At 70.9% G+C, this 24,722-nt stretch carries 18 protein-coding genes; 16 read left to right on the top strand and 2 right to left on the bottom strand.

Features of this window, described 5'->3' with window-relative positions; translation table 11 throughout:
- Positions 1-725: 725 nt before the first annotated feature.
- The 13 genes from ACZ4EF_RS27080 (at position 726) to ACZ4EF_RS27020 (ending at position 18,449) form a co-directional block, all read left to right on the top strand.
- The gene (locus ACZ4EF_RS27080) at positions 726-2,084 is read left to right on the top strand and encodes a TrpB-like pyridoxal phosphate-dependent enzyme (RefSeq protein WP_188281833.1); all 1,359 of its coding nucleotides are present in this window, start codon (positions 726-728) and stop codon (positions 2,082-2,084) included.
- The gene (locus ACZ4EF_RS27075) at positions 2,081-3,685 is read left to right on the top strand and encodes an aldehyde dehydrogenase family protein (protein ID WP_355344320.1); all 1,605 of its coding nucleotides are present in this window, start codon (positions 2,081-2,083) and stop codon (positions 3,683-3,685) included. Before ACZ4EF_RS27080 ends, ACZ4EF_RS27075 begins: the two co-directional genes overlap by 4 nt.
- A 4-nt stretch (positions 3,686-3,689) precedes the next feature.
- A complete protein-coding gene (locus ACZ4EF_RS27070; RefSeq protein ID WP_467506641.1) occupies positions 3,690-5,243 on the top strand; it encodes an NAD(P)/FAD-dependent oxidoreductase in 1,554 nt (517 codons plus the stop codon).
- 2 nt (positions 5,244-5,245) lie between these two features.
- Positions 5,246-6,685 (top strand): flavin monoamine oxidase family protein, encoded by a 1,440-nt coding sequence (locus ACZ4EF_RS27065; protein ID WP_467506639.1) that lies wholly within the window; start codon positions 5,246-5,248, stop codon positions 6,683-6,685.
- The gene (locus tag ACZ4EF_RS27060) at positions 6,675-7,799 is read left to right on the top strand and encodes a saccharopine dehydrogenase family protein (RefSeq protein WP_467506637.1); all 1,125 of its coding nucleotides are present in this window, start codon (positions 6,675-6,677) and stop codon (positions 7,797-7,799) included. The genes ACZ4EF_RS27065 and ACZ4EF_RS27060 overlap by 11 nt, the downstream gene beginning before the upstream one ends.
- Before the next feature lie 37 nt (positions 7,800-7,836).
- Positions 7,837-8,211 (top strand): hypothetical protein, encoded by a 375-nt coding sequence (locus tag ACZ4EF_RS27055; protein WP_467506635.1) that lies wholly within the window; start codon positions 7,837-7,839, stop codon positions 8,209-8,211.
- Positions 8,211-9,587 carry a flavin-containing monooxygenase gene (locus ACZ4EF_RS27050; RefSeq protein ID WP_391161565.1) on the top strand — a complete coding sequence of 459 codons (1,377 nt, stop codon included), beginning with the start codon at positions 8,211-8,213 and terminating at the stop codon, positions 9,585-9,587. The genes ACZ4EF_RS27055 and ACZ4EF_RS27050 overlap by 1 nt, the downstream gene beginning before the upstream one ends.
- Before the next feature lie 5 nt (positions 9,588-9,592).
- Positions 9,593-11,302 carry a class I adenylate-forming enzyme family protein gene (locus tag ACZ4EF_RS27045; RefSeq protein WP_355344300.1) on the top strand — a complete coding sequence of 570 codons (1,710 nt, stop codon included), beginning with the start codon at positions 9,593-9,595 and terminating at the stop codon, positions 11,300-11,302.
- A 72-nt stretch (positions 11,303-11,374) separates the two neighbouring features.
- Positions 11,375-12,814 (top strand): flavin monoamine oxidase family protein, encoded by a 1,440-nt coding sequence (locus tag ACZ4EF_RS27040; protein ID WP_391044485.1) that lies wholly within the window; start codon positions 11,375-11,377, stop codon positions 12,812-12,814.
- A gap of 39 nt (positions 12,815-12,853) precedes the next feature.
- Entirely contained in the window at positions 12,854-13,585 is a 732-nt protein-coding gene (locus tag ACZ4EF_RS27035; protein WP_355344294.1) for a spheroidene monooxygenase, read from the top strand.
- A gap of 76 nt (positions 13,586-13,661) precedes the next feature.
- Positions 13,662-14,507, top strand: coding sequence for an alpha/beta fold hydrolase (locus tag ACZ4EF_RS27030; protein ID WP_391044487.1), 846 nt, complete (start codon positions 13,662-13,664; stop codon positions 14,505-14,507).
- A 211-nt stretch (positions 14,508-14,718) separates the two neighbouring features.
- A complete protein-coding gene (locus ACZ4EF_RS27025) occupies positions 14,719-16,977 on the top strand; it encodes an FAD/NAD(P)-binding protein (protein WP_467506632.1) in 2,259 nt (752 codons plus the stop codon).
- Entirely contained in the window at positions 16,974-18,449 is a 1,476-nt protein-coding gene (locus tag ACZ4EF_RS27020; protein WP_467506630.1) for a nitrosuccinate lyase, read from the top strand. Before ACZ4EF_RS27025 ends, ACZ4EF_RS27020 begins: the two co-directional genes overlap by 4 nt.
- Before the next feature lie 35 nt (positions 18,450-18,484).
- On the opposite strand, the gene ACZ4EF_RS27015 is transcribed toward ACZ4EF_RS27020, so the two are convergent.
- A complete protein-coding gene (locus ACZ4EF_RS27015) occupies positions 18,485-19,024 on the bottom strand; it encodes a DinB family protein (protein ID WP_391161562.1) in 540 nt (179 codons plus the stop codon).
- A gap of 53 nt (positions 19,025-19,077) precedes the next feature.
- The gene (locus ACZ4EF_RS27010) at positions 19,078-19,758 is read right to left on the bottom strand and encodes a type 1 periplasmic-binding domain-containing protein (protein ID WP_355344279.1); all 681 of its coding nucleotides are present in this window, start codon (positions 19,756-19,758) and stop codon (positions 19,078-19,080) included.
- Between the two features lie 337 nt (positions 19,759-20,095).
- Between ACZ4EF_RS27010 and ACZ4EF_RS27005 the strand changes: the two genes are divergently transcribed.
- From ACZ4EF_RS27005 to ACZ4EF_RS26995, 3 genes are all read left to right on the top strand, one after another.
- Positions 20,096-21,358, top strand: a complete 1,263-nt coding sequence (locus ACZ4EF_RS27005) for a HupE/UreJ family protein (RefSeq protein WP_467506627.1) — start codon at positions 20,096-20,098, stop codon at positions 21,356-21,358.
- Between the two features lie 120 nt (positions 21,359-21,478).
- On the top strand, positions 21,479-23,455 hold the full coding sequence (locus tag ACZ4EF_RS27000; RefSeq protein WP_355344273.1) for a purple acid phosphatase family protein: 1,977 nt from the start codon (positions 21,479-21,481) through the stop codon (positions 23,453-23,455).
- A gap of 126 nt (positions 23,456-23,581) precedes the next feature.
- On the top strand, positions 23,582-24,646 hold the full coding sequence (locus ACZ4EF_RS26995; RefSeq protein WP_355344270.1) for a WxL protein peptidoglycan domain-containing protein: 1,065 nt from the start codon (positions 23,582-23,584) through the stop codon (positions 24,644-24,646).
- Positions 24,647-24,722 lie beyond the last annotated feature (76 nt).

The raw sequence follows: 24,722 nt of genomic DNA, 5'->3' as shown, positions 1-24,722 counted from the left end.
CCCCCCCCCCCCCCCCCCCCCCCCCCCCCCCCCCCCCCCCCCCCCCCCCCCCCCCCCCCCCCCCCCCCCCCCCCCCCCCCCCCCCCCCCCCCCCCACTGTCGTTGTCGCCGGGCTTCACAGGAATTCACTTTGACCGATCTGGTCAGTAATGCGACGGCGTCCCGGTGACCAGCCCATTGTGACTCCCGCAGGGAAAATGCGCTGGTCACCGGGATGAGTTCCGGTCATCGGGACGCGTTCCAGTATGGTATTGCCATCGGAACTGCCGGACGCTAGGCTGTCAAACAATTCCAGTACTGATACGGGGGTATGCGAGTGCTGGCACGAGAATATTCGAGGTCCGACACCTGGTCGGCCTCTCATGCACGGTTGATCGACCCCGCACCACCAGGCCGTACGGCCGGTGACGTCCGGACATCCCGTCCCTCCGTGCCTTCGGGCACGAATCCACGGGAACAGCAATCCGTGATCTCGCACAACTCGTGACTTCGGCTGGAGCCTGACGCGCCGCCGAGGCACTGGGTAATCGTTGTGCCGAGGCACGACTCCACCGCGCTTCACCGTTCCTCTCGCCGAGATTTTTCGCACCCAAAAGCCCGATGCCTGACTTTGTCATGCCGGAAATCAATTCCCCACGAGGGTGCCGGCCCGGTCAGGCATGCGCAGGTCCGTACGAGTGTCACTGCATTTCGTCAGCAACCACGCTCTTAAGGGGACGCAAGGTATGAAGCCGCTCGGCTTAATCGACCGTGTCGATCTTCCGGTCGATAAGATTCCCACCCGTTGGTACAACGTCATCCCGGATCTGCCCCGCTTGCCCGAGGAGTACATCGACAACTCCACCGGCAAGAAGGTCACGCGGGAGTGGCTGGAGCGGCTGTTCGTCAAGTCGATGGCCGCGCAGGAGACCTCGCTGGAGCGCTGGATCACGATCCCCGAGCCGGTACGCGAGGCGTACAAGCTCTGGCGGCCGACCCCGCTGATCCGCGCCGTCGCGCTGGAGCGGGAACTGGGCACTCCGGCCCAGATCTGGTTCAAGTACGAGGCCACCTCGCCCAGCGGCAGCCACAAGCTCAACTCCGCCCTCGCCCAGGCGTACTACGCCAAGCGCGACGGCCACACCCGGCTGGTCACCGACACCGGCGCCGGCCAGTGGGGCAGCGCCCTGGCCATCGCCTGCCAGATCTTCGGCCTCGACCTCACGGTCTTCATGGTGCGGGCGAGCTACCACACCAAGCCGTACCGCCGGAATCTGATGGAGACCTACGGCGCCGAGGTGCGGCCCAGCCCCGGCGACACCACGGACTACGGCCGCAAGCTCCTCGCGGAGTACCCCGACCACCCCGGCAGCGAGGCCACCGCGGTCAGCGAGGCGCTGGAGTGCGTCGACGCCGACGAGGGCACCCGCTTCGCGGTCGGCGCCTTCTCCAACCACTGCCTGCTGCACCACTCGGTGATCGGCCTGGAGCTGAAGGAACAGCTCAGGATGATCGGCCGCACCCCCGACTACCTGATCGCCTCGGTCGGTTGCGGGTCCAACCTCAGCGGCTTCGCCTCGCCCTTCGTCGAGGACAAGCTCAACGGCGCCGACATCACCATCCTGGCCGCCGAGCCGGAGGCGTGCGCGCCGCTGACCTACGGCGAGTACCGGCTGGACTTCGCCGACTCCAACGGCCGCGGCCCCGGTGTGCACACCTACACCCTCGGCCACGAGTTCGTGCCGCCGCCCATCCACGCGGGCGGCCTGCGCTACCACGGTTGCGCCCCGATCGTGGGTCTCATGCGGCACGAGGGGCTGCTCGACGCCGAGGCGTACGGGCAGGTGTCCGTCTTCGACGCGGGCACCACGTTCGCGAAGCTCCAGGGCTACCTCCCGGCCCCCGAGACCTCGCACGCCATCCGGGCCGTCATCGACAAGGCCCTGGAGTGCAAGCGGACCGGGCGCGAGGCCACCATCGTGTTCAACTACAGCGGCCACGGCCTGCTGGACCTGGGCGCGTACGGCCGGTACAACGAGGGCCTGCTGCGCGACGTCGAGAAGGAAGACTTCGTCGCCCCCAGCATGGAGGGCCTCCAGGCATGAGGTCCTACCCTCAGTACATCGACGGCAAGGACGTCGAGGGTGCTCGATGGACGTACGTCCTGCGCGCCTCGGCGTACCTGAAGGAGAACCGCCCGACGTTCAACCTCAAGCGGGCGCTGGAACTCGGGCGGCCCGTGGAGTCGACCGAGGCCGTGGTGGCCCGGTGCGCGGTGGGCGCCCCCGAGGACAACGACCGGGCGCTGGAAGCGGCCCGCAGGGCGAGCCGGACCTTCCGGCTCCTCCCGCAGGAGACCCGCAGCCAGATCGTCCTGGAGTTCAACGAGACGCTGGCCGAACGGTCAGAGGAACTCATCGACATCCTGATCGCCGAGGGGCACCCGCGCCGGCTCGCCCAGTGGGAAGTCAGCGGCATGCTGCGCTGCTGCGACGAGCCGACGGTCCGCTGGTACGAGAGCCAGCTCCACCAGGAGTTCGCGCCGCAGGGCCGCACGCTGGAACTGGTGCGCAAGCCCGACGGCGTGGTGTGCGTCAACCCCCCGCAGAACGCGGCGGGTTCGAACTCCACGCTGGGCGTGCTCGCCCTCTTGGCGGGCAACACGCTGGTGGTGAAGGCGCCGCGCACCACGCCGCTGAGCGTGATGTTCGTCTACCGCGACATCCTCGCGCCGATCCTGGAGAAGCACGGCGCCCCTCCGGGGACGCTCAATGTGATCTGCGGTCACACCGAGGCCGTGCTGCGGACCTGGCTCGCCAGCCCGCTGGTGGACGACATCCTGTTCTTCGGCGACAGCGCCGCGGGCCTCAAGCTCGGCGAGGACTGTCTGCGCAACGGCAAGAAGGCGATCCTGGAACTCGCGGGCAACGACGGCTTCGTGGTCTGGAAGGACGCGGATCTCGAAGCCGCCGCGCGGGCCCTGGAGGAGTCGTTCTACGGCTCCAGCCAGATCTGCATGGTGCCGAAGTACGCGATCGTGCACCCCGAGGTCGCCGACCGCTTCCTCGAGGTGTTCGTGGAGCGCGCCAAGGCCATCGTGCCCGGCTACCCGGAGAACCCGGAGATCCTGCTCAGCCCGGTACTGAAGGTCGACGGCTTCTTCGACTTCCTGTCCGAGGCCGAGACCAAGGGCGCGTCCGTGCTCTGCGGCGGCACGCGCGTGGACGTCGACGGCGAGACATCGAGCACCGGGATGTTCTGCCTGCCGACGGTGGTCAGGGTCGACGGACTCACCGAGTCGCGGGACCTGTCCTGCGTACGCGAGGAGACCTTCTTCCCGCTGCTGCCGGTCGTGGTGCCCGAGGCGACCACGGACGACGACGCGCTGCTGGAAGACATCATCGACTTCCTCAACGCCAACAAGTACGGGCTGCGCAACTCGGTGTGGACCGGCGACGAGCAGACCGCCCACCGGTTCGCCGACGGCGTGACCAACGGCGGCCTGCTGAAGGTCAACGACTCGCACATCGGGTTCAACTCCATCCTCTCCACCCACGGTGGCAACGGCCTCACCGGCGGACCGTACGGAGAGCTGAACTACGCGGGACTGCGCACCACGCACCTCCAGGGCATTTCGTGGGGTGACGGTGATCCGCGTCCGCTGGACTCGCAGATCGTCCCGGCCGGCGAAAGGGCGCGGAGCTAAGACCATGACGACCAAGGGCCTGGCCGGGAGCGAAATCCGGCGAAACCGTACGGACGCCGAGCACTTCGACGTCATCATCGTGGGCGCCCGCTGTGCCGGGTCGCCGCTCGCCACGCTGCTCTCGCGCGCGGGCCTGAAGGTCGTCGTGGTCGAGCAGGCGACGTTCCCCCGTGAGGTGCTCTCCTCGCACCTCATGGAGGCCGACGGACTCCTGTTCCTCAAACGCCTCGGTGTGCTCGACTCCGTCGAGAAGACCGGTGTGCGTTTCATGCGCCGCGCCGACACCAAGCTCAACGACTTCCACGTCGTCTCGCAGTTCCCGCTGCGTTTCGACGACGTGGGCGGCGCGACCTTCCTGCGTCGGCACCTGCTCGACTCGATCCTCCACGAGGCCGCGGTCGAGGCCGGTGCCGACGTCAGGATGGGCACCAAGGTCGTCGAAATGATCTGGGAGCGCGGCCGGGTGGCCGGTGTGCGCGCCCAGCACGACGGCAAGGAGACGGTGCTGCGCGCGCCGCTCGTCGTGGGCGCGGACGGCCGCAACTCGACGGTCGCGTACATGGTCGGCTCGCGCAAATACAACGTTGTACCCAACGAACGCTCCTACTACTTCACCTTCTTCGAGGGCGCCCACCCGTCCTCCGACGACACCTTCGTCTTCCACCGCTGGGGCGACCGGATGGTGTGGGCGGGCCCCGCGGACAACGGCCTGTACCTGGTCGGCGTCTCTCCCGAGGGACACGAACGCGAGTACTTCCGCCGCAACACCGAGGCGGGCCTGCTGGCCCACATGCGGTCCTGCGAACCGACCGCGGAGGCGCTGGCCGACGCGAAGATCGCCACCAAGATCTCCGGGATCGTCAAATTCGAGGGCTACTTCCGGCAGTCCTCCGGACCCGGCTGGGTGCTGGTCGGCGACGCGGGCCACTTCAAGGACCCCTCCGCCGGCCGCGGCATCGGCGACGCCTTCCGCCAGGTGGAGCGCCTCGCGCCCGCCATCGTCGCCGCCCTCGGCCGCTCGGGCCCCGGTGTGTCGGCGCTCGGCCAGGACGAGACGCTGCGGCTGTGGACGCAGTGGCGCGACCGCCGCTTCGAGGGCCACTACTGGCTCGCGAACATCCTCGGCGAGGCGGGCGCGCTGCCCGCCGCCGTCCCCGAGGCGCTCAAGGGCATGGCCGAGCGCGGCGAGATCGGCCGCTTCCTCGACCTCTACCACCACCGCTCGAAGTACTACGAGGTCTTCCCGCTGACCGACATGGCCGTGATCACCGGACGGATGATGCTGTCCGGCAAGCACAAGCGGCTGCCGCTGGTGCGCGAGACCGTCAAGCTGCTGGCCCGCGAGCCGCGCCGCCGGTGGATCAACCGCCACCCGCAGTTGGTGTCCTCCGACGTCACCGCGGCCCCGCCGGTACGCGTACGGCCCGTCCCGTCCGCCGCCGCCGCCGACCCGCTCCCTGCCCCGGCCCCGCAGAACGGCTCCAACGGCTCCGCCGGCGCGAACGGGACCACCGGCTCCGTAGTGAAAGACGCCGATCAGAAGAACGCGGAGGTCTGAACGTGCTGCATGTGACAGACGAGCCCAGCGCGGAAGCCGATGTCATCGTCGTCGGCGCGGGCCTGGCGGGACTGACGGCGACCCGCGAGCTGAAAGAGGCCGGGTGGACCGTCAAGACGCTCGAAGCGCGCGAGCGCGTCGGCGGACGGCTCAAGGGCCTCGACGTGGGCGGCGGCAAGGCGGTCGACCTGGGCGGCGAGTACTTCGGCGACAAGAGCACGATGATCGCCGAGACCGCCAAGTCCGTCGGCGTGACCGGCTTTCGCAGCTACGACGAGGGCGAACGCCTCACCTTCGTCAACGGCCGCCGCCACGCGTACTCCGGCCTGTTCCCCTGGCGGATGGGCCCGGCCGCCATCGCCGACCTCGGCCAGGCGATCCTGAAGATCGAGCGCATGGCGCGCACGGTCCCGCCCGACGGCCCGTGGAACGCGCCGAACGCCGAGAAGCTGGACAGCCAGACCCTCTGGTCGTGGATGCAGCGCAACGTCACCACCACCACCGCGCGGGCCTTCATCACCATGATGATCGAGGCCGCCTTCTGCGCCCGCCCGGCCGACCTGTCGCTGATGCACGTGCTCTACTACGCCAACGCCTCCGGCGGCTTCCGCTACCTGCTGGAGGTCAGCGGCGGCATCCAGCGCTACCGGTTCGACGGCGGCGCGCACAGCATCCCGAAGAAGATGGCCGCGCGGATGCCCGACGAGGTACGCGTCGGCGCCGCCGTCCGCACCATCGAGCAGCGCTCCGACTCCGTCGTGGTCTCGGGCCCCGGCTTCGAGTACCGCGGCCGGTGGGTCGTCGTCGCCATCCCGGTCACGCTCGCCGGACGCATCACCTACGCGCCCTCGCTGCCCGGCTACCGCGACCAGTTCGCGCAGCGGATGCCCGCGGGCGCCGCCATGAAGTGCCTGGCGGTCTACGACGAGCCGTTCTGGCGCGCCGCCGGGCTCAGCGGCCAGATCACCAGCAGCGACGGCCCGTTCCGGGTCGCCTTCGACACCTCGCCCGCCGACGGCAGCCCCGGCGTGATGTCGGCCTTCGTCACCGGCTCCGCCGCCCGCGCGCTGACCCGCCTCTCGCCGTCCGAGCGGCGTACCGCCGTACTCGACGGACTGGTCGCCGGGCTCGGCGCGAAGGCGGGCAAGCCCCGCGAATTCGTCGAACAGAACTGGCTGGACGAGGAGTTCACCCGCGGCTGCTACCACGGCTTCGGGCCGCCCGGACTGTACACGGCGTACGGCAAGGCGCTGCGCGAGCCGATCGGCCGGATTCACTGGGCCGGCACCGAGAGCGGTGTCCACCAGATGGGTTCGATGGGCGGCGCCGTCGACTCCGGCCGCCGGGTGGCCCGCGAGCTGTTCGCGCGGGCGGCGGAGGAGCGCGGCGAGGAGCGCAAGCCGGACACCACGATCAGCGGCGCGGTGAGCCATGGCCAGTAGACCCAGACGCGCCGCCGCCCGGCCGCCGCTGCTCATCGTGGGCGGTTACGGAGTGGTGGGCGAGCACGCGGCGCGGCTGATCCGGCAGCGCCACCCCGACCTGCCGATCGTGCTGGCGGGCCGCAACCCCGAACGGGCGACGGCGCTGGCCGCGCGGATCGGCGCGACCACCGCCGTCATCGACGTACGCGCCGAACGCCCGCTGGGGGCGCTGCCCGAGCGGCCCGCGGCCGTCCTCGCCGTGGTCAGCGACCCCGGCGACCACCTCATCGTGGACGCCATGCGCCGGGGCATCCCGATCGCGGACATCAACCGCGCGGGCCACGCCGGGATTCTCGACGTCACCGTCGCGGTCTCGCGTGAACGGCCCACGTCCCCCGTGCTGTTGTCCGGCGCCTGGTACGCCGGGCTCAACGCGCTGATGGCCGCCGCTGCCGTCCGCGAACTCGGCCAGGCCGAGCGGGTGGAGATCGCGGTGCTGTCCTCGTCCGACGACAAGGTCGGCCCCGACTCCTGGGGCTTCGCCGAACGGCTGGCCTGGCCGTACTACGCGATGCGCGACGGCAGGCGGCAGCCCACGCACCCGCTGACCGGCCGCCGCCTGGTGCGCTGCGCCGACGGCAACGAGCGGCCCGCCGCGTATGTGAGCACGCTGGAGCAGACCACCGTGCCGCTCACCCTCGGCGTGCCGACGGTCGAGACCCGCATCGCGCTCCAGAGCGTGCCGTCGCTGTACGCGATGATCGGGCTGAAGCGGTCGGGCGCGCTGCGGGCGCTGACCAAGCCGCCGCTGCACGGGGTGCGCGCGGCGCTCTTCCAGAGCGCGGGCACCGGCGACTTCTGCGGGCTCACCGTCACCGCGCACAGCGCGAACCGCTCGGTCTCCATCGATCTGCTCGACACCCGCGGCCAGGGCCACCTCAGCGCGATGGGCGCGGTCCGCGCGGCCGAGCGCGTGCTGAGCCGGGACCTGCCGGCCGGGATCTCGTTCCCCGAGCAGTCCGCGGAACCCGAGACGGACATCGAGATGTTGCGGCAGGCCGGAGTCGTCGTCCGGCTCACCGGCTTCGCCAAGGAATTCCCACCGACACCGGCTCCCAGTGCCACGACGTGATGTCGATGGCCGAGGCGCGAGAGGAACTCGCATCACTATGAACAAGAGCGATACGCCGGCTGTTCTGCTCAGCACCCTGCGTACGGTCGGCGCGGCGGCGTTCCTTGCGCCCGCCATCGGGGCGAAGAAGCTGCACATCAACGAGGACGCCGACGGCGAGTACCTGGTCCGGCTGTTCGCCGCCCGCAACATCGCCCTGATCGTGGGCGTCCTGGCCAGCAGGGGCGAGACCCGCAGGCTGCTGCTCAAGGCCGGCATCCTCTGCGACGGCCTCGACGTCGCGGCCGGAATCCTCGGCCACCGCAAGGGCCGGCTGAAGAAGTCCACGGTGGTCGACACCGGCGCCGCGGCCACCGCGACCCTGCTCGGCCTGCTGGCGCTGGCGAGCACCGAGCGCGTGGGGGAGTCCTGATGACCACCACGCACGAGCCGGTGGCCGATGCCGCGTCCGCGCCCGAGGACCGCAGGGACAAGGTCTGCGTCATCGGCGCGGGCTCCGCGGGCATCGCGATGTGCCGCTCGCTGAAGATCCGCGACATCGCCTTCGACGCCTACGAGCGGCGCTCGGAACTCGGCGGCCTGTGGCGGTATCCCGCGCAGGGCGGCAAGAGCTGCGCGTACCCGGCGCTGTTCGCCAACACCTCCAAGACCGTCATGCAGTTCCCGAGCTTCCCGATGCCGGACGACTACCCGGACTACCCCCACCACACCCAGGTGGCGCGGTACTTCGACTCCTACGTCGACCACTACGGGCTGCGCGAGCACATCCAACTGGACACCGAGGTCAGCCGGGTCGAGCAGGCGGCGGGCGGCGGCTGGGCGGTGACCTTCGGCGACGGCACGACGCATCTGTACCGCGCGGTGATGGTCGCCTCCGGCGGGCGGCACGGGCTGCCGCTCTTCGGCTCGTACGAGGGCAAGTTCACCGGCACCGAGATGCACTCCTACGACTACGAGGGTCCGGCGGACCTCGCGGGCAAGAAGGTCGTGATCATCGGTCTCGGCGCCACCTCCGCCGACATCGCCACCGAGGTGTCCCGGGTCGCGGAGGCCACGTACCTGTCGGTGCGCACCGGCCACTACGTCGTCCCGAAGATCCTCGAAGGCGGCCCGATCGACAAGCTGTCGCCGATGATGAAGAAGCTCTCGGTCGAACAGCGGCGCCCGCTGGTGACGTTGATGATCAAGCTGGTGCACGGCCACATGTCGGCGTACGGGCTGCCCGACCCGCCGTACAAGGTCGGGCAGGGGCCGCTGGTCGCCAGCAGCGAGCTGCTGCCCGCCATCGCGCACGGCAGGATCACCGCCAAGCCGGTGATCGACACGGTCGACGGCCGTACCGTCCGCTTCTCGGACGGCACCGAGACCGAGGCCGATGTGATCATCCACTGCACCGGCTACAAGATCGACTACCCCTTCCTCGACGACACCCTCGTCGGCGACGGCGACGACGCGCCCGCGCTCTACCACCAGGTGGTGCCGCCGGAGACCGAGGGCCTGTACTTCATCGGCCTGCTGCACTCGATGATGTCGCTGATGCCGCTGGCCGAGTTCCAGTCGGAGTGGGTCGGCGACCTGCTGACCGAGACCGTCAGCCTCCCCTCGCGCGCGCAGATGTGGTCGGAGCTGAGGAACGCCCGCCGCCGCCAGGACAAGCGGTTCCACGACTCGTCCGGCCATCTGCTGGTCGACCCCAACGAATACGAACGGCTCATGGCGGACGAGCGCCGCAAGTACGCAACCACCGATCGCACGGGTGTCGGCACGGCAACCCGCAGGAAGGGATGAGTCGTATGGTTTCGATCGCTGGCGACCGGACACGGTCCAAGATCCCGCTCTCCGCCCGGCGTCTGGACGCGGCCAAGATGCTCAAGGCCCAGTTCAAGCCCGACCGGGTCGCCCTGGTCAAGCCGCTCAACGTCGGCCTGGTCGCCGAGCGCGCGGCCGAGAAGCACGGCCGGGTGCCGATCTACCTCGACCAGCCGTTCACCTGGGACCCCGAGCAGCGCGTCGAACTCGACTTCGTCGAATTCGCCACCCTGGTCGACCAGATGGCCGCCGTCCTGAAGTCCGCGGGCGTCAAGCGCTGGGACCGGGTCGCGATCGTCAAGTCGCCCAACTACGACATCCAGGCGCTGGCCTGGGCGACCGCCAGGATCGGCGCGATCCCCGCGCTGCTGTCGGCCCGCCTGGACCCGGACATCATCAACATCCTGCTGGAGCGCCTCCAGGCGAAATTCCTGGTCACCGACCCCGAGGTCGCCAAGTACGCCCGGCTGGACGGCGAGCGGCTGCGGCACCTGGGCATGACCGCCATCGCCGACATCGACGGCGGCATACCGGTGGCGGACCTGTGGGGCGGCCGGATTCCGGCGCCGAGTCCGCTCAAGGACGACGAGCCGATGCTGATCACCCACACGTCGAGCACCACCGGGGTGTCCAAGCTCGCCGAGGCGTCCGCCAAGGGCGTGTCCTACAACGCCCTGATGGAGTCGATCTTCCCCGGCTTCCACACCCCCGACGAGCTGTTCGCCAGCGCCATCTCGCACGTCCATGTGCGGGCCGCCATCACGCAGATGGCGTCCTTCTCGCGCGGCACCCCGCTGCTGGGCATCGCCAGGCCCGACGAGGAGACGATGCTGCGGCTGCTGCCCCAGTACCGGCCCACGATCCTGGAGTCGCACCCCAACAACTTCATGGGCTGGGAGCGGATCATCGACGATCCGTCGGAGCCGTTCTCCAGCATCCGGCTGTACTTCAACTCCTTCGACGCGATGCACCCGCGCACCATCCAGGCGCTGCTGGACGCGTCCAAGCGCAAGTACCCGGTCTGGCTCCAGTGCTACGGCATGACCGAGACGCAGGTGGTCTCGGTCCGCCCGTACACCCGTGGCTCGTTCGGCCGGCTCAAGGGCCGCGACACCCGCAGTGTCGGCTGGGAGGTGCCCGGCATCCGGGCCAGGATCGCCGACCCGGAGACCGGCAAGCGCCGCTCCGACCAGTCGGAACCGGGCATGATCCAGGTCAAGACCCCGGCCCGCGCGCTGTCGTTCGTGGGCACGCCGGAGAAGTTCGCCGAGCGGCGGCACGGCAAGTGGTTCGACACCGGCGACTGGGGGCGGCGCGGCCGGCTCGGGCAGATCGAGATCCTGGACCGCATCGCGGACCGGATCGAGGGCGTCGAGAGCTGCCTGTGGATCGAGGACGTGCTGCTGGAGCGGATTCCCAACGCCGAGGAGATCGTGGTCGTCCCCGACGAGCAGGGCAAGCCGGTCCCGGTGGTCTGCATGCGCGACGGGAAGTCCCTCGACCCCGAGGTCTGGAAGTCCGCCTCCGCCGGGATCACCGGCCTGGGCGTCCCGTTGGAGGTCACGCCCGACGACCTCCAGCGCACCGCGACCGTCAAGGCCCGGCGCTACCTCCTCACCGAGATGATCAAGAACCGCGACAACGGCGGTCTGGAGGCGGTCAGCCAGGACGTGGTGCTGCGCGACGGCGCGTAACCACGGTCCACGTCACGGCCGGTGCACGGCGGAACCCAGCGCGGATCGACACCCGAACTGTAGGAGAGGGCATTGCACGACATCAGCGAGTACCCATCGATAGAAGCCGATGTGATCGTCGTCGGTGCGGGTTTTGCCGGGATCACGGCCGCGCGCGAACTGAAGATGGCCGGGAAGAGCGTGGCGCTGCTCGAAGCCCGCTCCCGCCTCGGCGGCCGGTCGCTGAGCAAGCCCCTCGGGGACGGCAAGGTCGCCGAACTGGGCTGTGAGTTCTACGGCCAGGCCGGGACGATCAGCCACCGGGCCGCCCAGTCCGTCGGCATCAAGACCGCGAAGGTCTACGACACCGGCTACCGGCTGATCGACGACGGCGGCAAGATGCAGCCCTGGAAGGGCATGGCGCCCAAGGTCAGCGCGGCCACGCTGCTGGACTTCGGCCAGGCGGCGCTGCGCATCGAGCGGATGCGCCGCGAAGTACCGCAGGACGCCCCCTGGGAGGCCCCGCACGCCACCCAGTGGGACAGCGAGACCATGTGGTCCTGGACGCAGCGCAATGTCCGCACCAAGGGCGGCCGGGCCCTGATGCGGCTGATGATCGAGGCGGGCATGGCCGCCGCACCGGCCGACGTCTCCCTGCTGCACGTCCTCAACTACTCCAACGGCACCGGCGGGTTCAGGGCCATGACCCAGATCACCGGCGGCACCCTGGAGAACCGCTTCGTCGGCGGCTCGCACAACCTCGCGACGACCCTGGCGAAGACCGTCGACGACGAGACGTACCTCAACGCCGAGGTCCGCAGCATCCAGCACTCCGGTGAGCACGTCCGGGTGCGCGGCGCCGGATTCGAGGCGGTCGGCCGCTGGGTCGTGATGGCCGTGCCCGTGCCGCTGGCCGGGCGGATCGAGTACGACCCGCCGCTGCCCGAGCACCGCGACCACGTCAGCCAGCGCATGACGATGGGCGCCGCCATCAAGTACCTGGCCCTGTACGACGAGCCGTTCTGGCGCGCCGAGGGCTTCACCGGGCATGTGATCAGCCACTCCAGCCCGGTACGCGCCACGGTCGACAGTTGCCCGCCCGACGGCACGCCCGGCGTCCTCACCGGCTTCGTCACCGGGCCGCCCGCCCGGCAGGTCGCCAAGCTGCCCGCGGGGGAGCGACGCGCCCTGGTCCTGCGGGAGCTGGAGCGCTTCTTCGGACCGCGCGCGGGCAAGCCGTACGACCTCCTGGAGCAGAACTGGATGGCGGAGCCGTACACCCGCGGCTGCTACCACGCCTACGCCCCGCCCGGTCTGTACACCGAGTACGGTCCCGCGCTCAAGCAGCCGGTCGGCCGGATCCACTGGGCCGGAGCGGAGTCCGTGCCCCACGAGTTCGGGTCGATGTCCGGGGCGATCTACTCCGGCCGCCGCGTCGCCACCGAGATCATCGGGCGCGAGACCGGCGAGGACCCCGGGCGGCTGCTGGTGACCCAGAAGACCGCCGTGCCCGTCGAAGAGCCCACGCGATGAGATCCGGAAGCGCCCACGCGACGAAAGGCGACTGCCAGCGTGCCTGAGAACCTGGAAACACCCCGTATCGGCTCGGGCATGATCATGTCCCTGCACCTCGCCGAGGTCGGCCCCGCCAAGGCCATGAGCGCCCTGCGCAACGGGCCCAAGCCCGAGGCGCACGAGGGCCTGCACTGGGCGAGCCCCTTCCTGATGAGCCCGCTGCGCTCGCAGAGCGCGATGTTCGACGTCAAACCCACCGGCGCCGCGATGATCGCCGCGTGGGACAACGACGAGGCGCTGGACCGCTTCCTGTCGCACCCGGTCGCCAAGCCGTACGAGAACGGGTGGCGCGCCCGGTTCGAGCCGGTCCGCACCCTCGGCGCCTGGCCCGGCCTGCTGGAGCTGCCGCGCCGCGAGATACCCGTGGACGATCACCCCATCGGGGTGCTCACCCTGGCCCGCGTACGCCTCAACCGGGTGGTGCCGTTCGTCGCCGCCGCCTCGCACGCCGAGCGCGACGCCGCCCACCACCCCGCCTTCCTCGAGGGCACCTCGCTGATCAGGCCGCCCAATCAGGTGGCGACCTTCTCGCTCTGGCGCAGCGTCAAGGAAATGCGCCAGTACACGGTCGGTTCCTACCCCGGCGGCCACGTCAGGGCGATGAAGAAGCACGAGGAACGCGATTTCCACCACGAAACGCTGTTCGTGCGGCTCAGGCCGTACGCGGTCGACGGACATTGGAGCGGGCGCAATCCGCTCGATATGCTCAAGCCGCTGACCACCAACTGAGGCCAATGCGGGGAGTGCTGACGGAGCATCCGTCGAATAAACCCCGCCACGGCGAGCCGACAGACGGGTTTGACGTATGACCATGGAACAGATCGAACTCTCGGCCGGGACGATCGACTACCAGGACACCGGCGGCGACGGGCCGGTGCTCGTCCTGCTGCACGGCCTCCTGATGGACGAGACCCTCTGGGCGGACGTGGTCGCCGATCTGCGCGCGGACCACCGGTGCGTGGTGCCGGTGCTGCCGATGGGCGCCCACACCAAGCCGGTCAAGGAGGACGCCGACCTTTCGCCGCGCGGACTCGCCCGGCTGGTCGGGGAATTCCTCGAACGGCTGGATCTGGACAATGTCACCCTGGTCGGCAATGACACCGGCGGCGCCGTCGTGCAATTGCTCGTGGACGAAGGCGCGCCGCGCGTCGGCTCAATTGTGCTGGCGTCCTGCGACGCATTCGACAACTTTCCGCCGGGGCTGACCGGCAAGACCGTCGTGATGACCGGCAAGTTGTCGCCCACCTTCTTCGGCCTTTTCATGCAGCAGATGCGGCTGAAGCTGGTACGGCGCCAGCCGATCGCCTTCGGCTGGCTCACCAAGCGGGGCGACGCCGTCAGCAAGAACTGGATCAAGCCGATCCTCGCCCAGGCCGACGTGCGGCGCGACACGGTGCGGGTGCTCCGCGGTATCGCCGCCGACAAGAAGCTGCTGGTCGGCGTGAGCGAGGGGCTCTCCTCCTTCGACCGGCCCGCGCTGGTGGTGTGGGCCGAGAAGGACCGCGTCATGCCGCCCGCGCACGGCCGCCGGCTCGCCGAGATCCTGCCGCAGGGAAGCCTCGTCGAGATCGCCGACAGCTACTCGCTCCTCCCGCTCGACCAGCCCGCCCAATTCGCCACCGCGGTACGGGAGTTCACCCGCAAGAGCTGATCCTCCCCATGCCGTGACGACCCGGTGCCGGCGGTTCGGGGCACCGCCCCGAGCCGCCCGTACGCCTTGCCCTGCCCGAAAACACCCGCCCACAAGGTTCCCTCTCGCCTCCGCCTCCCCTCATGGCAACCGCCCGCGCCGGTCACCACCGGCGTATCGCGCCCGCACCCGTGCCCGGTCGGGGGACCAGGCCACCGGATGGAGAAGACCCATGAGCATTGCGGCGGACCTCGCCGTCTGCCTCGTCGGCGCCGGCCCGCGGGGCCTGTCCGTACTGGAGCGGCTCTGCGCCCACGAGCGCAAGTCGCCCTCCTGCTCCTCGCTGACGGTCCACGTGGTGGACCCCGCCGAGCCGGGGGCAGGAAGCGTCTGGCGCACCGACCAGTCGCGGCATCTGCTGATGAACACCGTCGCCTCCCAGATCACCGTCTTCACCGACGACCGGGTGACCATCGACGGCCCCATCGAGCCGGGCCCGAGCCTGTACGAGTGGGCGAAGGGCCTGCTGGGGCCGGGGGACGGCGACCCGGGGGCCGGGGCACCGGGCGGTGCCGTGCCGGGGAGCCGTATGCCCGACGCGCACGACCCGGAGGACCTGGCCGAGGCCCGGCGGCTCGACCCCGACTCGTACCCCACCCGCGCCTTCTACGGCCGCTACCTGCGCTCCTGCTTCCTGCGGATCACCGGCAACGCGCCCGCGCACGTCACCGTCGAGGAACACCGCTCGCGCGCGGTGGCCGTCGCCGACGCCATGGGCGACCCGGACGGGCCGCAGAGCATCCGGCTGGACAACGGCGCATGGCTGCACGGGCTGGACGCGGTGGTCCTCGCCCAGGGCCATGTCGCCGCGCGCCCGACCCCGCGCGAGGAGCGCACCGCGACGCTGGCCGCGATCCACCGGCTGACGTACATCACCCCCGCCAACCCGGCGGACGTCGACCTGTCCCGGATCGCTCCCGGCGAGACCGTGCTGCTCAGGGGCCTCGGCCTGAACTTCTTCGACCACATGACGCTGCTCACCGCGGGCCGCGGCGGCACCTTCCGCAGGGAGGGCGACCGGCTGGTCTATCTGCCGTCCGGGCGCGAGCCGTCGCTGTACGCGACCTCCCGGCGCGGGGTCCCGTACCACGCGCGCGGCGAGAACCAGAAGGGCGCGTACGGCCGTTACCACCCGCGGCTGCTCACCCCCGCCTACATCGCGGCCTCCCGCGACCGGGCGACCGGCGGTCCCGGACTGCACTTTCGGACCCATCTGTGGCCGCTGATCTCCAAGGAGGTCCAGAGCGTCTACTACCAGGCGCTGCTGCACGCCCAGGACCGCGCGGCGGAGGGCGCGGAGCTGGGCGTGCGCTTCCTGGAGACGGCCGGGTCGCGCGAGGAGACCGAACTCCTCGACAAGTACGGCGTCGAGCCGGAGGAGCGCTGGAGCTGGGAGCGGCTGCTGACGCCCTACCTGGGACGGCGGTTCGCCGACCGGGAGGAGTTCAGGGTCTGGCTGCTCGGGTACTTGGCGCGCGATGTGCGCGAGGCCAGGGCGGGCAACGTCAGCGGCCCGCTGAAGGCCGCGCTCGACGTGCTGCGCGATCTGCGCAACGAGGTGCGGCTGGCCGTGGACCACGGCGGACTCGACGGCACGTCGCACCGGGACGAGCTGGAGGGGTGGTACACCCCGATGAACGCCTTCCTGTCCATCGGGCCTCCCGCCTCCCGCATCGAGGAGATGATCGCGCTGATCGAGGCGCGGGTGCTGGTGGTCACGGGACCCGGCACCGAAGTGCGCCTCGACCCGGCCAGGCCCGCTTTCGTCGCCTCGTCGCATGTCGTGCCGGGGCCGCCGGTCGTGGCCTCCGCGCTGATCGAGGCGCGGCTGCCGGAGCCGGACCTGCGCCGGACCGCCGAGCCGCTGCTGAACTATCTGATGGCGACCGAGCAGTGCGCGCCGTACCGCATCCCGACCGGCTCGGGCGGCGGATACGAGTCCGGCGGCCTCGCCGTCACCGAGCGCCCCTACCGGCTGCTCGACCCGCGCGGGCAGGCGCATCCGCGCCGTTTCGCCTACGGTGTGCCGACCGAGTCCGTGCACTGGGTCACGGCGGCGGGCATCAGGCCCGGCGTCGACTCGGTGACGCTCGGCGACTCGGAGTCCATCGCGTGCGCGCTGCTCGCGCTGGCGGCGGGCGGCCGGGGCGCCGGTGACCCGGAGGCGCGGGGCGCGGTCCCCGCGGCCAGGCTGGCCGGGGCCGGGGCCGGGGCCGGGGCTTCGGGCAGCGGGGCTTCCGGGAGCGGGGTTTCCGGCAACGGTGTTTCCGGGAGCGGCGTTTCCGGCAGCGGGGCCGCGGGCAACGGGACTTCCGGCGAGGGGGCCACGGGTGCCGGTTCCGGCGTCGGCGCTTCCGCCGCTGTCGCCGGGGCTACGGGCGCGGACCCCGCCGTCCTGGCCGAGACCCACACCTTCGGAGTGATCGTATGAGCAGCCGGCCCAGTGAGCAGGACACCCTCATCGACGCCGGGCTGCTCTCGCCGGTCCGGGCGGGCACCCCGGTCGAGGCGGCGGTGTCCGACATCGCCTGGCTCCAGGCGATGCTGGACGCCGAATCCGCGCTGGCCCGCGCGCAGGCCAGGCTCGGCACGCTGCCGAAGTCGGCGGCCACGGCCATCGCGGCGGCGGCGCACACCGACCTGATGGACCTGCGCGCGCTGGCGCTCGCCTCCCGCGAGACCGCCAACCCGGTGGTCGGCCTGGTCCAGGCGCTGACCCGGGCGGTCGCCGAACACGACCCGGCGGCGGCCGAGTACGTCCACCGCGGCTCGACCAGCCAGGACGTCCTCGACACCGGGATGATGCTGGTCGCCGCGCGGGCGCTGCGGCTGATCCGCGGCGACCTCGCGCGGGTCGAGCGCGCGCTGGCCGCGCTCGCCGCCGAGCACCGCGACACCCCGATGGCGGGCCGCACCCTCGCGCTGCACGCCGTGCCGACCACCTTCGGCCTCAAGGCGGCGGGCTGGCGGCAGGGCGTACTCGACGCGGACGCCCGGCTGGCCGCGCTGCTCGACCACGGGCTGCCGGTCTCGCTCGGCGGGGCGGCGGGCACGCTGGCCGGATACCTCGCGTACGCGCGGGTCGACGGGTACGGCGCCGGTGCCGGGGACACCGCCGCCGGTACGGGAGTCGACGGCGACGGGCGGGCCGGTGACCCGGGGGAGTACCTGGACGAGCTGGTCGCGGCCTTCGCCGACGAGACCGGCCTCGCCAGGCCCGTACTGCCCTGGCACGCGCTGCGTACGCCCGTCGCGGACCTGGCGGCGGCGCTCGCGCTCACCGCGGGCGTCCTCGGCAAGATCGCGGTCGACGTGCAGTCGCTGGCCAGGACCGAGGTCGCGGAGGTGGCGGAACCGGGAGTCACGGGGCGCGGCGCGTCGTCGGCGATGCCGCACAAGCGCAATCCGGTGCTGTCCACGCTGATCCGCAGCGCCGCGCTCCAAGTCCCGGTGCTGGCGGCCGGTCTGACGCAGTGTCTGGTCGCGGAGGACGAACGGTCGGCCGGGGTCTGGCACGCCGAGTGGCAGTTCCTGCGCGAGTGCCTGCGACTGGTCGGCGGGGCCTCGCACACCGCGGCGGAACTGGCCGAGGGGCTCGCCGTCCACCCCGCCCGTATGCGTGACAACCTGGACATGACGGGCAGTCAGGTCGTCTCCGAGCGGATCGTGGCCGTCCTCACCCCGCGTCTCGGCAAGGCCGCCGCCCGCGCGTTGCTCACCGCGGCCTCCACGGAAGCCGCCGACTCCGGCCGCCCGCTCGCCGACGTCCTCGCCCAATCTCCTGACCTGGCCGGCCACTTCGGCCCGGACGAGCTGGCCGCCCTGTGCGACCCGACCGCGTACCCGGGCGCGGCGGGCGCCCTGGTCGACCGCGCGCTGCGCGAGGACGGGCCGAGGCCGTAGCGGGGACCGCGCCGGCCGCGGGCGCGGGACGCCCGCTACTCCCCGGTGAGGCCGTCCACCGACTCGCGGATCAGGTCCGCGTGGCCGACGTGCCGCGCGTACTCCTCGACCATGTGGAAGAGGATCCAGCGCAGGCTGGGCGCCCGGCCCGCCGAGTCCGCGCGCCGCGAGAGCGTGTCGAGCCCGCCCTCGGCCAGCGCCGCGGCGGTCAGTTCACGCGAGCGCGCGACGCAGTCCTCCCAGAGCGTACGGATCTGCTCGGGGGTGTCGTCCGCGGCCGAGTGCCAGTCCCAGTCGGCGTCCGCCGACCAGTCGACCGTGTCCCACGGCGCCTCCGGCGACCGCCCGGCCAGCCACTGCGAGAACCACCACTGCTCCACGTACGCCAGGTGCTTGAGCATGCCGCCCAGCGTCATGGCGGAGGTGGGAAGGGCCGCCGCGAGCCCGGCCGCGTCGAGTCCCGCGCACTTCCACGCCAGCGTCGCCCGCTGGAAGTCGAGGAAGCCCAGCAGTGTCTCGGTCTCCCCGCCCGTCTCGGGGGGAAGCGGCCGGCCCTGCTCGTCGATGTCGGTCATGAGCAGGGAGTATAGGAGCCGTTCGCGGTTCCGGGCGGTCGCCGCGGCTCCGCCTACACCTTGTCGAGCCAGATCACGATCCCGGTCAGGTCGCTGAGCACGGCCGCGACCCCCGCCCTGATCGAGGCCGCGCAGCGCGCCGCGGTGAACGAACCGGCGTCGTACGTCGAGGACATGCCGAGCCCTTCGCCCCGGAAGGACGCGCCGGACCAGTCGACGGCAGTGACATTGTGCGTCGGCTCGGCCAACTCCGCGCCCACGACGAGGAATTGCTGCGACAGGTGGTTCGCGGTGACCGGCACGAGCGGGTCGATCAGGTCGTTGCCCGCGCTGACGATGAGGTCCGCGTGCATGTCGAGCGCCCTGGTGACGCTCGGCAGCAGGTCGGCCGCACCGTCCGCGACGACGGTCCTGAGCTTGACGTGCTCCTCGTCCGCCCACTTCTTGACCGCGTCGACCAGCGACCGCGTCGGCCGGTCGGTGCCCGCGCTGAGCAGCACCACGCGATAGCCCTTCGGCGGGTGGACGCCCTCCCACGAGCCGGGCGCCGGGGTGACGGTCGACTCGGGCGCGGGCGGCGACACGCTGTCCACGAAGCGCGGGCCGAGCGTGCCGACGGGGGAGGGTTTGGCGCGCGGCTGCGACCAGTCGTCGTCGGAGCCGCATCCGGCGGTTCCGAGGGCCAGCGCGGTGACCGCCGCCAGCATGGCAACGGCCCGAAGCGGGGGGCGCACGTCGATCGTCCTCCGAGATGAGTGGTGAGCGGTGAGCGGTGACTGCTGAGCGATTGGTGCTGAGCGGTGAGAGGTGAGCGGTGAGCGCTGAGCGATAGGTGCTGAGCGCTGAGCGATAAGGGGTGAGCGAGGTGCCGAGGGCTTGCTGTGAACGGTGTGACGAGAGAACGCCCTGGTGAGAGCCATGGGCGGGTGCCGCGGGTCCATCCTGCGACGCCGATCGCCTCCGTGGGGAACCTCGAACGCCTTTGCGGACCTTGTTGGCCCAGGGTTCGCCGACCCGCCGGTTTCGGTTCACCCGTGACGTGCAGCGTGCTCCTCCTACCCAAGGAGTCCCATGTCAGAGCGGGTCCGTCGCGCCGTCATCTGCATCGCCGCGGCGCTGATCGGTTTCCTCGGCGCCGTCCAACCGGCGTTCGCCCACGGCTTCTCGTCCACCGCGTACGTCCATGTGACGGCGGCGGACGAAGGCCATGTCCGTACTTCCCTCAAGCTTGAATACGACCTTTTTGTCATATCCGCTGCCGATGCCGAACATGACGACGACCTCTTCCGCACCGGCAACGGCGCCTTCGACGCCGGTGACACCACAGCGCAGGCCGCGGCCCTCAACGCCCACAAGAAGTCGGCCGTCGCCTATGTCACCCAGCGCTTCTCGGTCACCGCCGCGGGCAAGGCGTGCGCGCCGGAGCAGGTCGGCGACTTCACGATGGACCGGCAGGAGGGCGTGCCGTACACCGTCCTGCTGCTGGACTGGGACTGCCAGGAACTGGCCGGTGACCACCGGGTCCGCAGCGGCCTGTTCCCCGACAGCGAGACATACGTCCGCGGTACGAAGACGATCGTCACGTACGACCTGGACGGCCGCTCCGGCAGCGCGGCGCTCGACGCGGCGCACCCGTCCTTCTCGATCGACCAGCCCTGGTACGCCTGGTTCTGGGAGTTCTTCCGGCTGGGCGCCGAGCACCTGCTGACCGGCACCGACCACATCCTGTTCCTGCTGGCGCTGATCGCCGGGTCGCGGCGGCTGCGCGAGATCGTGCTCGCCGCCACCAGCTTCACGCTCGCGCACTCGGTGACCTTCATGCTCGCCGCGCTCGGGGCGGTCGACGTGCCGTCGCGGCTGGTCGAGCCGGTCATCGCGCTGTCGATCGCGGTGGTCGCGGGCTGGCACCTGTGGCGGATACGGCAGCGCGGCAGCCACGCCTCCGACCTGGATCCGGGCGCTTCGGTCCGGGGCGCCGCCGGCTCGGGGCCCGGCTCCGGCGGGCGCGGCTTCCTGCGCGACCACGTCGCCCTCGACCGGGCGGGCTGGCTGCGGCTCGCGGTGGTCTTCTGCTTCGGCCTCGTCCACGGCCTCGGCTTCGCGGGCGCGCTCGGCATCGACCAGGCGTGGTCCTGGACGCTGCTCGGCTCCCTCCTGGTCTTCAACGTCGGCATCGAGGTCGTGCAGTTGTCGATCATCGCCGTCGTCTTCCCGCTGCTGGCCCTGCTGCGCCGCCGTTCGCCGACCGCGGGGCTCTGGGTGACCGGCACCGTTTCCGCAGGTGTAGCGCTTATGGGACTTGTGTGGTTCCTGCAACGGGTGGGCGGTGGCTGAGCCTTCAACTGAGGTGAAGTTCAGGTCAGGCGAAGATCGCATTTGCCGCTTGTTTACCAACCGATGGGAGCTTGATGACCTCAGCTCCATGCAGTTCCGTCCAAAAAGGAACAAACACAGATGAGATCGATCAGATCGGTACGGACCCACGGGTCCGTACGACGCCGCGTGGTCACCGGGGCCACCGCGGTCACCATGGGTCTGGCGCTCGCCGTCGGCGCGGGACTCACCTCCCCCGCCGTGGCCGCCGACCCCGCCGCCCTCACCAGCATCATCCTCGGTGTCGGCGCGAACGAGACGCAGCGCACGGTGACCTGGTACTCCTCGGCCGACACGGCCCAGGTCATCCAGGCCGCCCCGACCGCGACCCTGGTCAACGGTGAATTCCCGGCGGACGCCGCCACGTTCGACGCCATCGGCGGGGCGAACATCGCCACCAGCGGCGGCTTCAACCGGCACGCCACCATCACCGGCCTGAAGGAGAACACGGCGTACTCCTACCGTGTCGGCTCCGTGGGCAACTGGTCGCAGACCTACGCCTTCAAGACGCAGGACTTCGAGGGCGACTACGACTTCCTGTTCTACGGCGACCCGCAGATCGGCTCCTCCGGCAACCTCGCCAAGGACCAGGCGGGCTGGAAGGACACGCTCGACGTCTCGCTGGCCGCCAACCCGAACGCCGAACTGCTGGTGTCCGGCGGCGACCAGGTCGAGACCGCGAACACCGAGGCGCAGTGGGACTCCTTTCTGGCCCCCGACAAGCTCCGTCAGTACCCGTGGGCCGCGACCATCGGCAACCACGACGTCGGCGGCAAGGCGTACGAGCAGCACCTGTACACCCCGAACACCGACCGCTCGGCGCCGTACTACGCCAACGGCAACCCGGGCTCGAACACCTCGGGCGGTGACTACTGGTACATCTACAAGGACGTGCTGTTCATCGACCTGAACAGCAACAGCTACGCCGCCTCCTCGGGCGGCGGCGGTGACGAGGCGCACGTCAAGTACGTCACCGACATCATCAACAAGCACGGCTCCGAGGCCAAGTGGAAGGTGCTCACGTACCACCACGCGATCTACTCCCCGGCCAGCCACGCCAAGGACTCGGACAACAAGCAGCGCCGTACCGACTTCACCACCGCCTTCTCGCAGCTCGGCGTGGACGTCGTCCTCCAGGGCCACGACCACAGCTACTCCCGCAGCTACCTGATCAAGAACGGTCAGAAGGCGGACGCGGCCGAGCAGCCCGGCCAGGCGGACGTGTACCCCGGTCCCGGCGGTGTGCTCTACGTGACGGCCAACTCGGCGTCCGGCTCGAAGTACTACGACATCACCAAGCCGGACAGCAGCGGCACCGGTGTCACGGGCCAGGGTCCCGACCCGCTGAACCCGGACAGCTACTGGTACAACTCGGTGCAGAACCAGGAGCACGTGCGCTCCTACGTCAAGGTCCAGGTGCGCAACGACAAGCTCGTCGTCGAGAACCTGCGCAGCGGCACCTGCACCGCGCCCAACGCGGCGGTCGAGCTGGGCCAGGTCTCCTGCGTCAACACCCCCGAGGGCCAGCCGATCGGCTCGGTCGTCGACAAGGTGACGGTGCACCCGTACCACGGCACCGGCCAGGACCTCGCGGTCAAGGTGCCCACCGCGCCCCCCGGCGAGTTCGGCTGGACCATCGACGGCTACAACGGCCTGGTGGACCTCGGCACCGCCAAGGACCACGACGGTGACTACTTCGACGCGGCGGGCACGATCAACCCGATCGTCGTGTCGGACAGCCGCCGCTCGCTCGCTCCCTGGTCGATCTCGGCCAGCGTGGGCGACTTCACGGACGGCGCCAAGAAGTTCTCCGGCGCGTACCTCGGCTGGACGCCGAAGATCCTCGCCCCCGGCGCGGGTGCCAAGGCCGGCGGCACGGTCAACTCCGGTTACGACGGCGGCTCCGGCCTGTCCGTCTCGCGCGGCCTCGGCTGGGCGGACCAGGGTCACACCAAGGGCACGGCCAAGCTCGGCGCCGACCTGGATCTGAAGATCCCGGGCAGCGTCGCCAAGGGCGACTACCGCGCGACTCTCACGATCACCGCGCTCAGTAGCTGATCCCGCCCGCTTGACCGCTCCACCTGAGTGACCCCGCACCACCCGGTGGGGCAGGCGCCCGCGGGCGCCCGCCCCACCGGTTCCTCAGCTCCGACAGCTCCGACCAGAACGCCCGAGGACCCCGACATGCATGTGCCCGTGACCCGCCGGACGACCGTCGTCGCCACCTTCGTCCGTACCGCCGTCCTGGCGCTGCTCCTCGCCCTCGCGGTCACCGGTCTGTCCGCGCGACCGGCCGCCGCCGCCGAGGGCGACGTCGCCTGGACCGTACGCACCGCGTCGAACAGCTTCGGCGCCGACCGGTCGAGCTACAGCTACGCCGTCAACCCCGGCGGCAAGGTCGAGGACGCGATGGTCGTCGCCAACCGGGGCAAGGCACCGGTCGACCTCGGCGTGTACGCCGCCGACGGCTTCACCACCGACAAGGGCCAACTCGACCTGCTGCCCGCCGACAAGAAGTCCCGCGCGATCGGCGTGTGGGCGCGCGCGGCGCGCGAGCGCGTCGTGGTCCAGCCGGGCAAGACCGTCGAGGTGCCCTTCACCCTCGCCATCCCGGCCAACGCGACGCCCGGCGACTACGTGGGCGGCATCCTCACCTCGCTGACCCAGCCCGACGACGCGCAGGGCATCAACGTCGACCGGCGGCTCGGCATCAAGATCAAGCTGCGGGTCAGCGGCGCGATCAAGCCCACGCTCGCGGTGGAGGACCTGCACGTCTCCTACGGCGGTACGGCCGCCCCCTTCTCCAAGGGCGACGCCACCGTCACCTACCGCATCCGCAACACCGGCAACGCGATCATGTCGACCCGCCAGTCGGTCAAGCTCAAGGGCCTGTTCGGCTGGTTCGCGGTCACCGGCGGCAAGACGGCCACGCCGCCCGAACTGCTCCCCGGCGAGAGCTGGAAGGTGAGCGTGCCCGTCCACGACGTGGCCCCCGCCGTCCGCCTCACCGCGACCGTGACCCTCACCCCGCTGTTCACCGACGCCTCCGGCTCCACCACCCAGCTCAAGACCGTCCAGGCCACGGCCCACACCTGGGCCTTCCCCTGGACCCTCACCGCCCTCGTCCTCGTCCTCCTCGCCCTGGCCGTCGCCGCCTTCCTCCACACCCGCCGCACCCGCACCAAGCGCAAAGCCGCCGAGGACGCCCGCGTCCGCACCGCCGTAGAACAGGCCCTCCGCGAGGCGTGAGCCACCTGGGGCCTCCGGGGCAGGTGCCAGCGGCGCGGCTGTCAAAATTCTTTGACAGCCGAGCGCGTTGTCAGGG

It is taken from the genome of Streptomyces sp. NPDC025721 (assembly GCF_055558595.1).
This window is presented reverse-complemented; position numbering and strand designations above follow the sequence as displayed.

Coding starts and splice junctions, on each gene's coding strand:
- ACZ4EF_RS27080 (WP_188281833.1), top strand. CDS start 726: ATGAAGCCGCTCGGCTTAATCGACCGTGTCGATCTTCCGGTCGATAAG.
- ACZ4EF_RS27075 (WP_355344320.1), top strand. CDS start 2,081: ATGAGGTCCTACCCTCAGTACATCGACGGCAAGGACGTCGAGGGTGCT.
- ACZ4EF_RS27070 (WP_467506641.1), top strand. CDS start 3,690: ATGACGACCAAGGGCCTGGCCGGGAGCGAAATCCGGCGAAACCGTACG.
- ACZ4EF_RS27060 (WP_467506637.1), top strand. CDS start 6,675: ATGGCCAGTAGACCCAGACGCGCCGCCGCCCGGCCGCCGCTGCTCATC.
- ACZ4EF_RS27055 (WP_467506635.1), top strand. CDS start 7,837: ATGAACAAGAGCGATACGCCGGCTGTTCTGCTCAGCACCCTGCGTACG.
- ACZ4EF_RS27050 (WP_391161565.1), top strand. CDS start 8,211: ATGACCACCACGCACGAGCCGGTGGCCGATGCCGCGTCCGCGCCCGAG.
- ACZ4EF_RS27045 (WP_355344300.1), top strand. CDS start 9,593: ATGGTTTCGATCGCTGGCGACCGGACACGGTCCAAGATCCCGCTCTCC.
- ACZ4EF_RS27030 (WP_391044487.1), top strand. CDS start 13,662: ATGACCATGGAACAGATCGAACTCTCGGCCGGGACGATCGACTACCAG.
- ACZ4EF_RS27025 (WP_467506632.1), top strand. CDS start 14,719: ATGAGCATTGCGGCGGACCTCGCCGTCTGCCTCGTCGGCGCCGGCCCG.
- ACZ4EF_RS27020 (WP_467506630.1), top strand. CDS start 16,974: ATGAGCAGCCGGCCCAGTGAGCAGGACACCCTCATCGACGCCGGGCTG.
- ACZ4EF_RS27015 (WP_391161562.1), bottom strand. CDS start 19,024: ATGACCGACATCGACGAGCAGGGCCGGCCGCTTCCCCCCGAGACGGGC.
- ACZ4EF_RS27005 (WP_467506627.1), top strand. CDS start 20,096: ATGTCAGAGCGGGTCCGTCGCGCCGTCATCTGCATCGCCGCGGCGCTG.
- ACZ4EF_RS27000 (WP_355344273.1), top strand. CDS start 21,479: ATGAGATCGATCAGATCGGTACGGACCCACGGGTCCGTACGACGCCGC.
- ACZ4EF_RS26995 (WP_355344270.1), top strand. CDS start 23,582: ATGCATGTGCCCGTGACCCGCCGGACGACCGTCGTCGCCACCTTCGTC.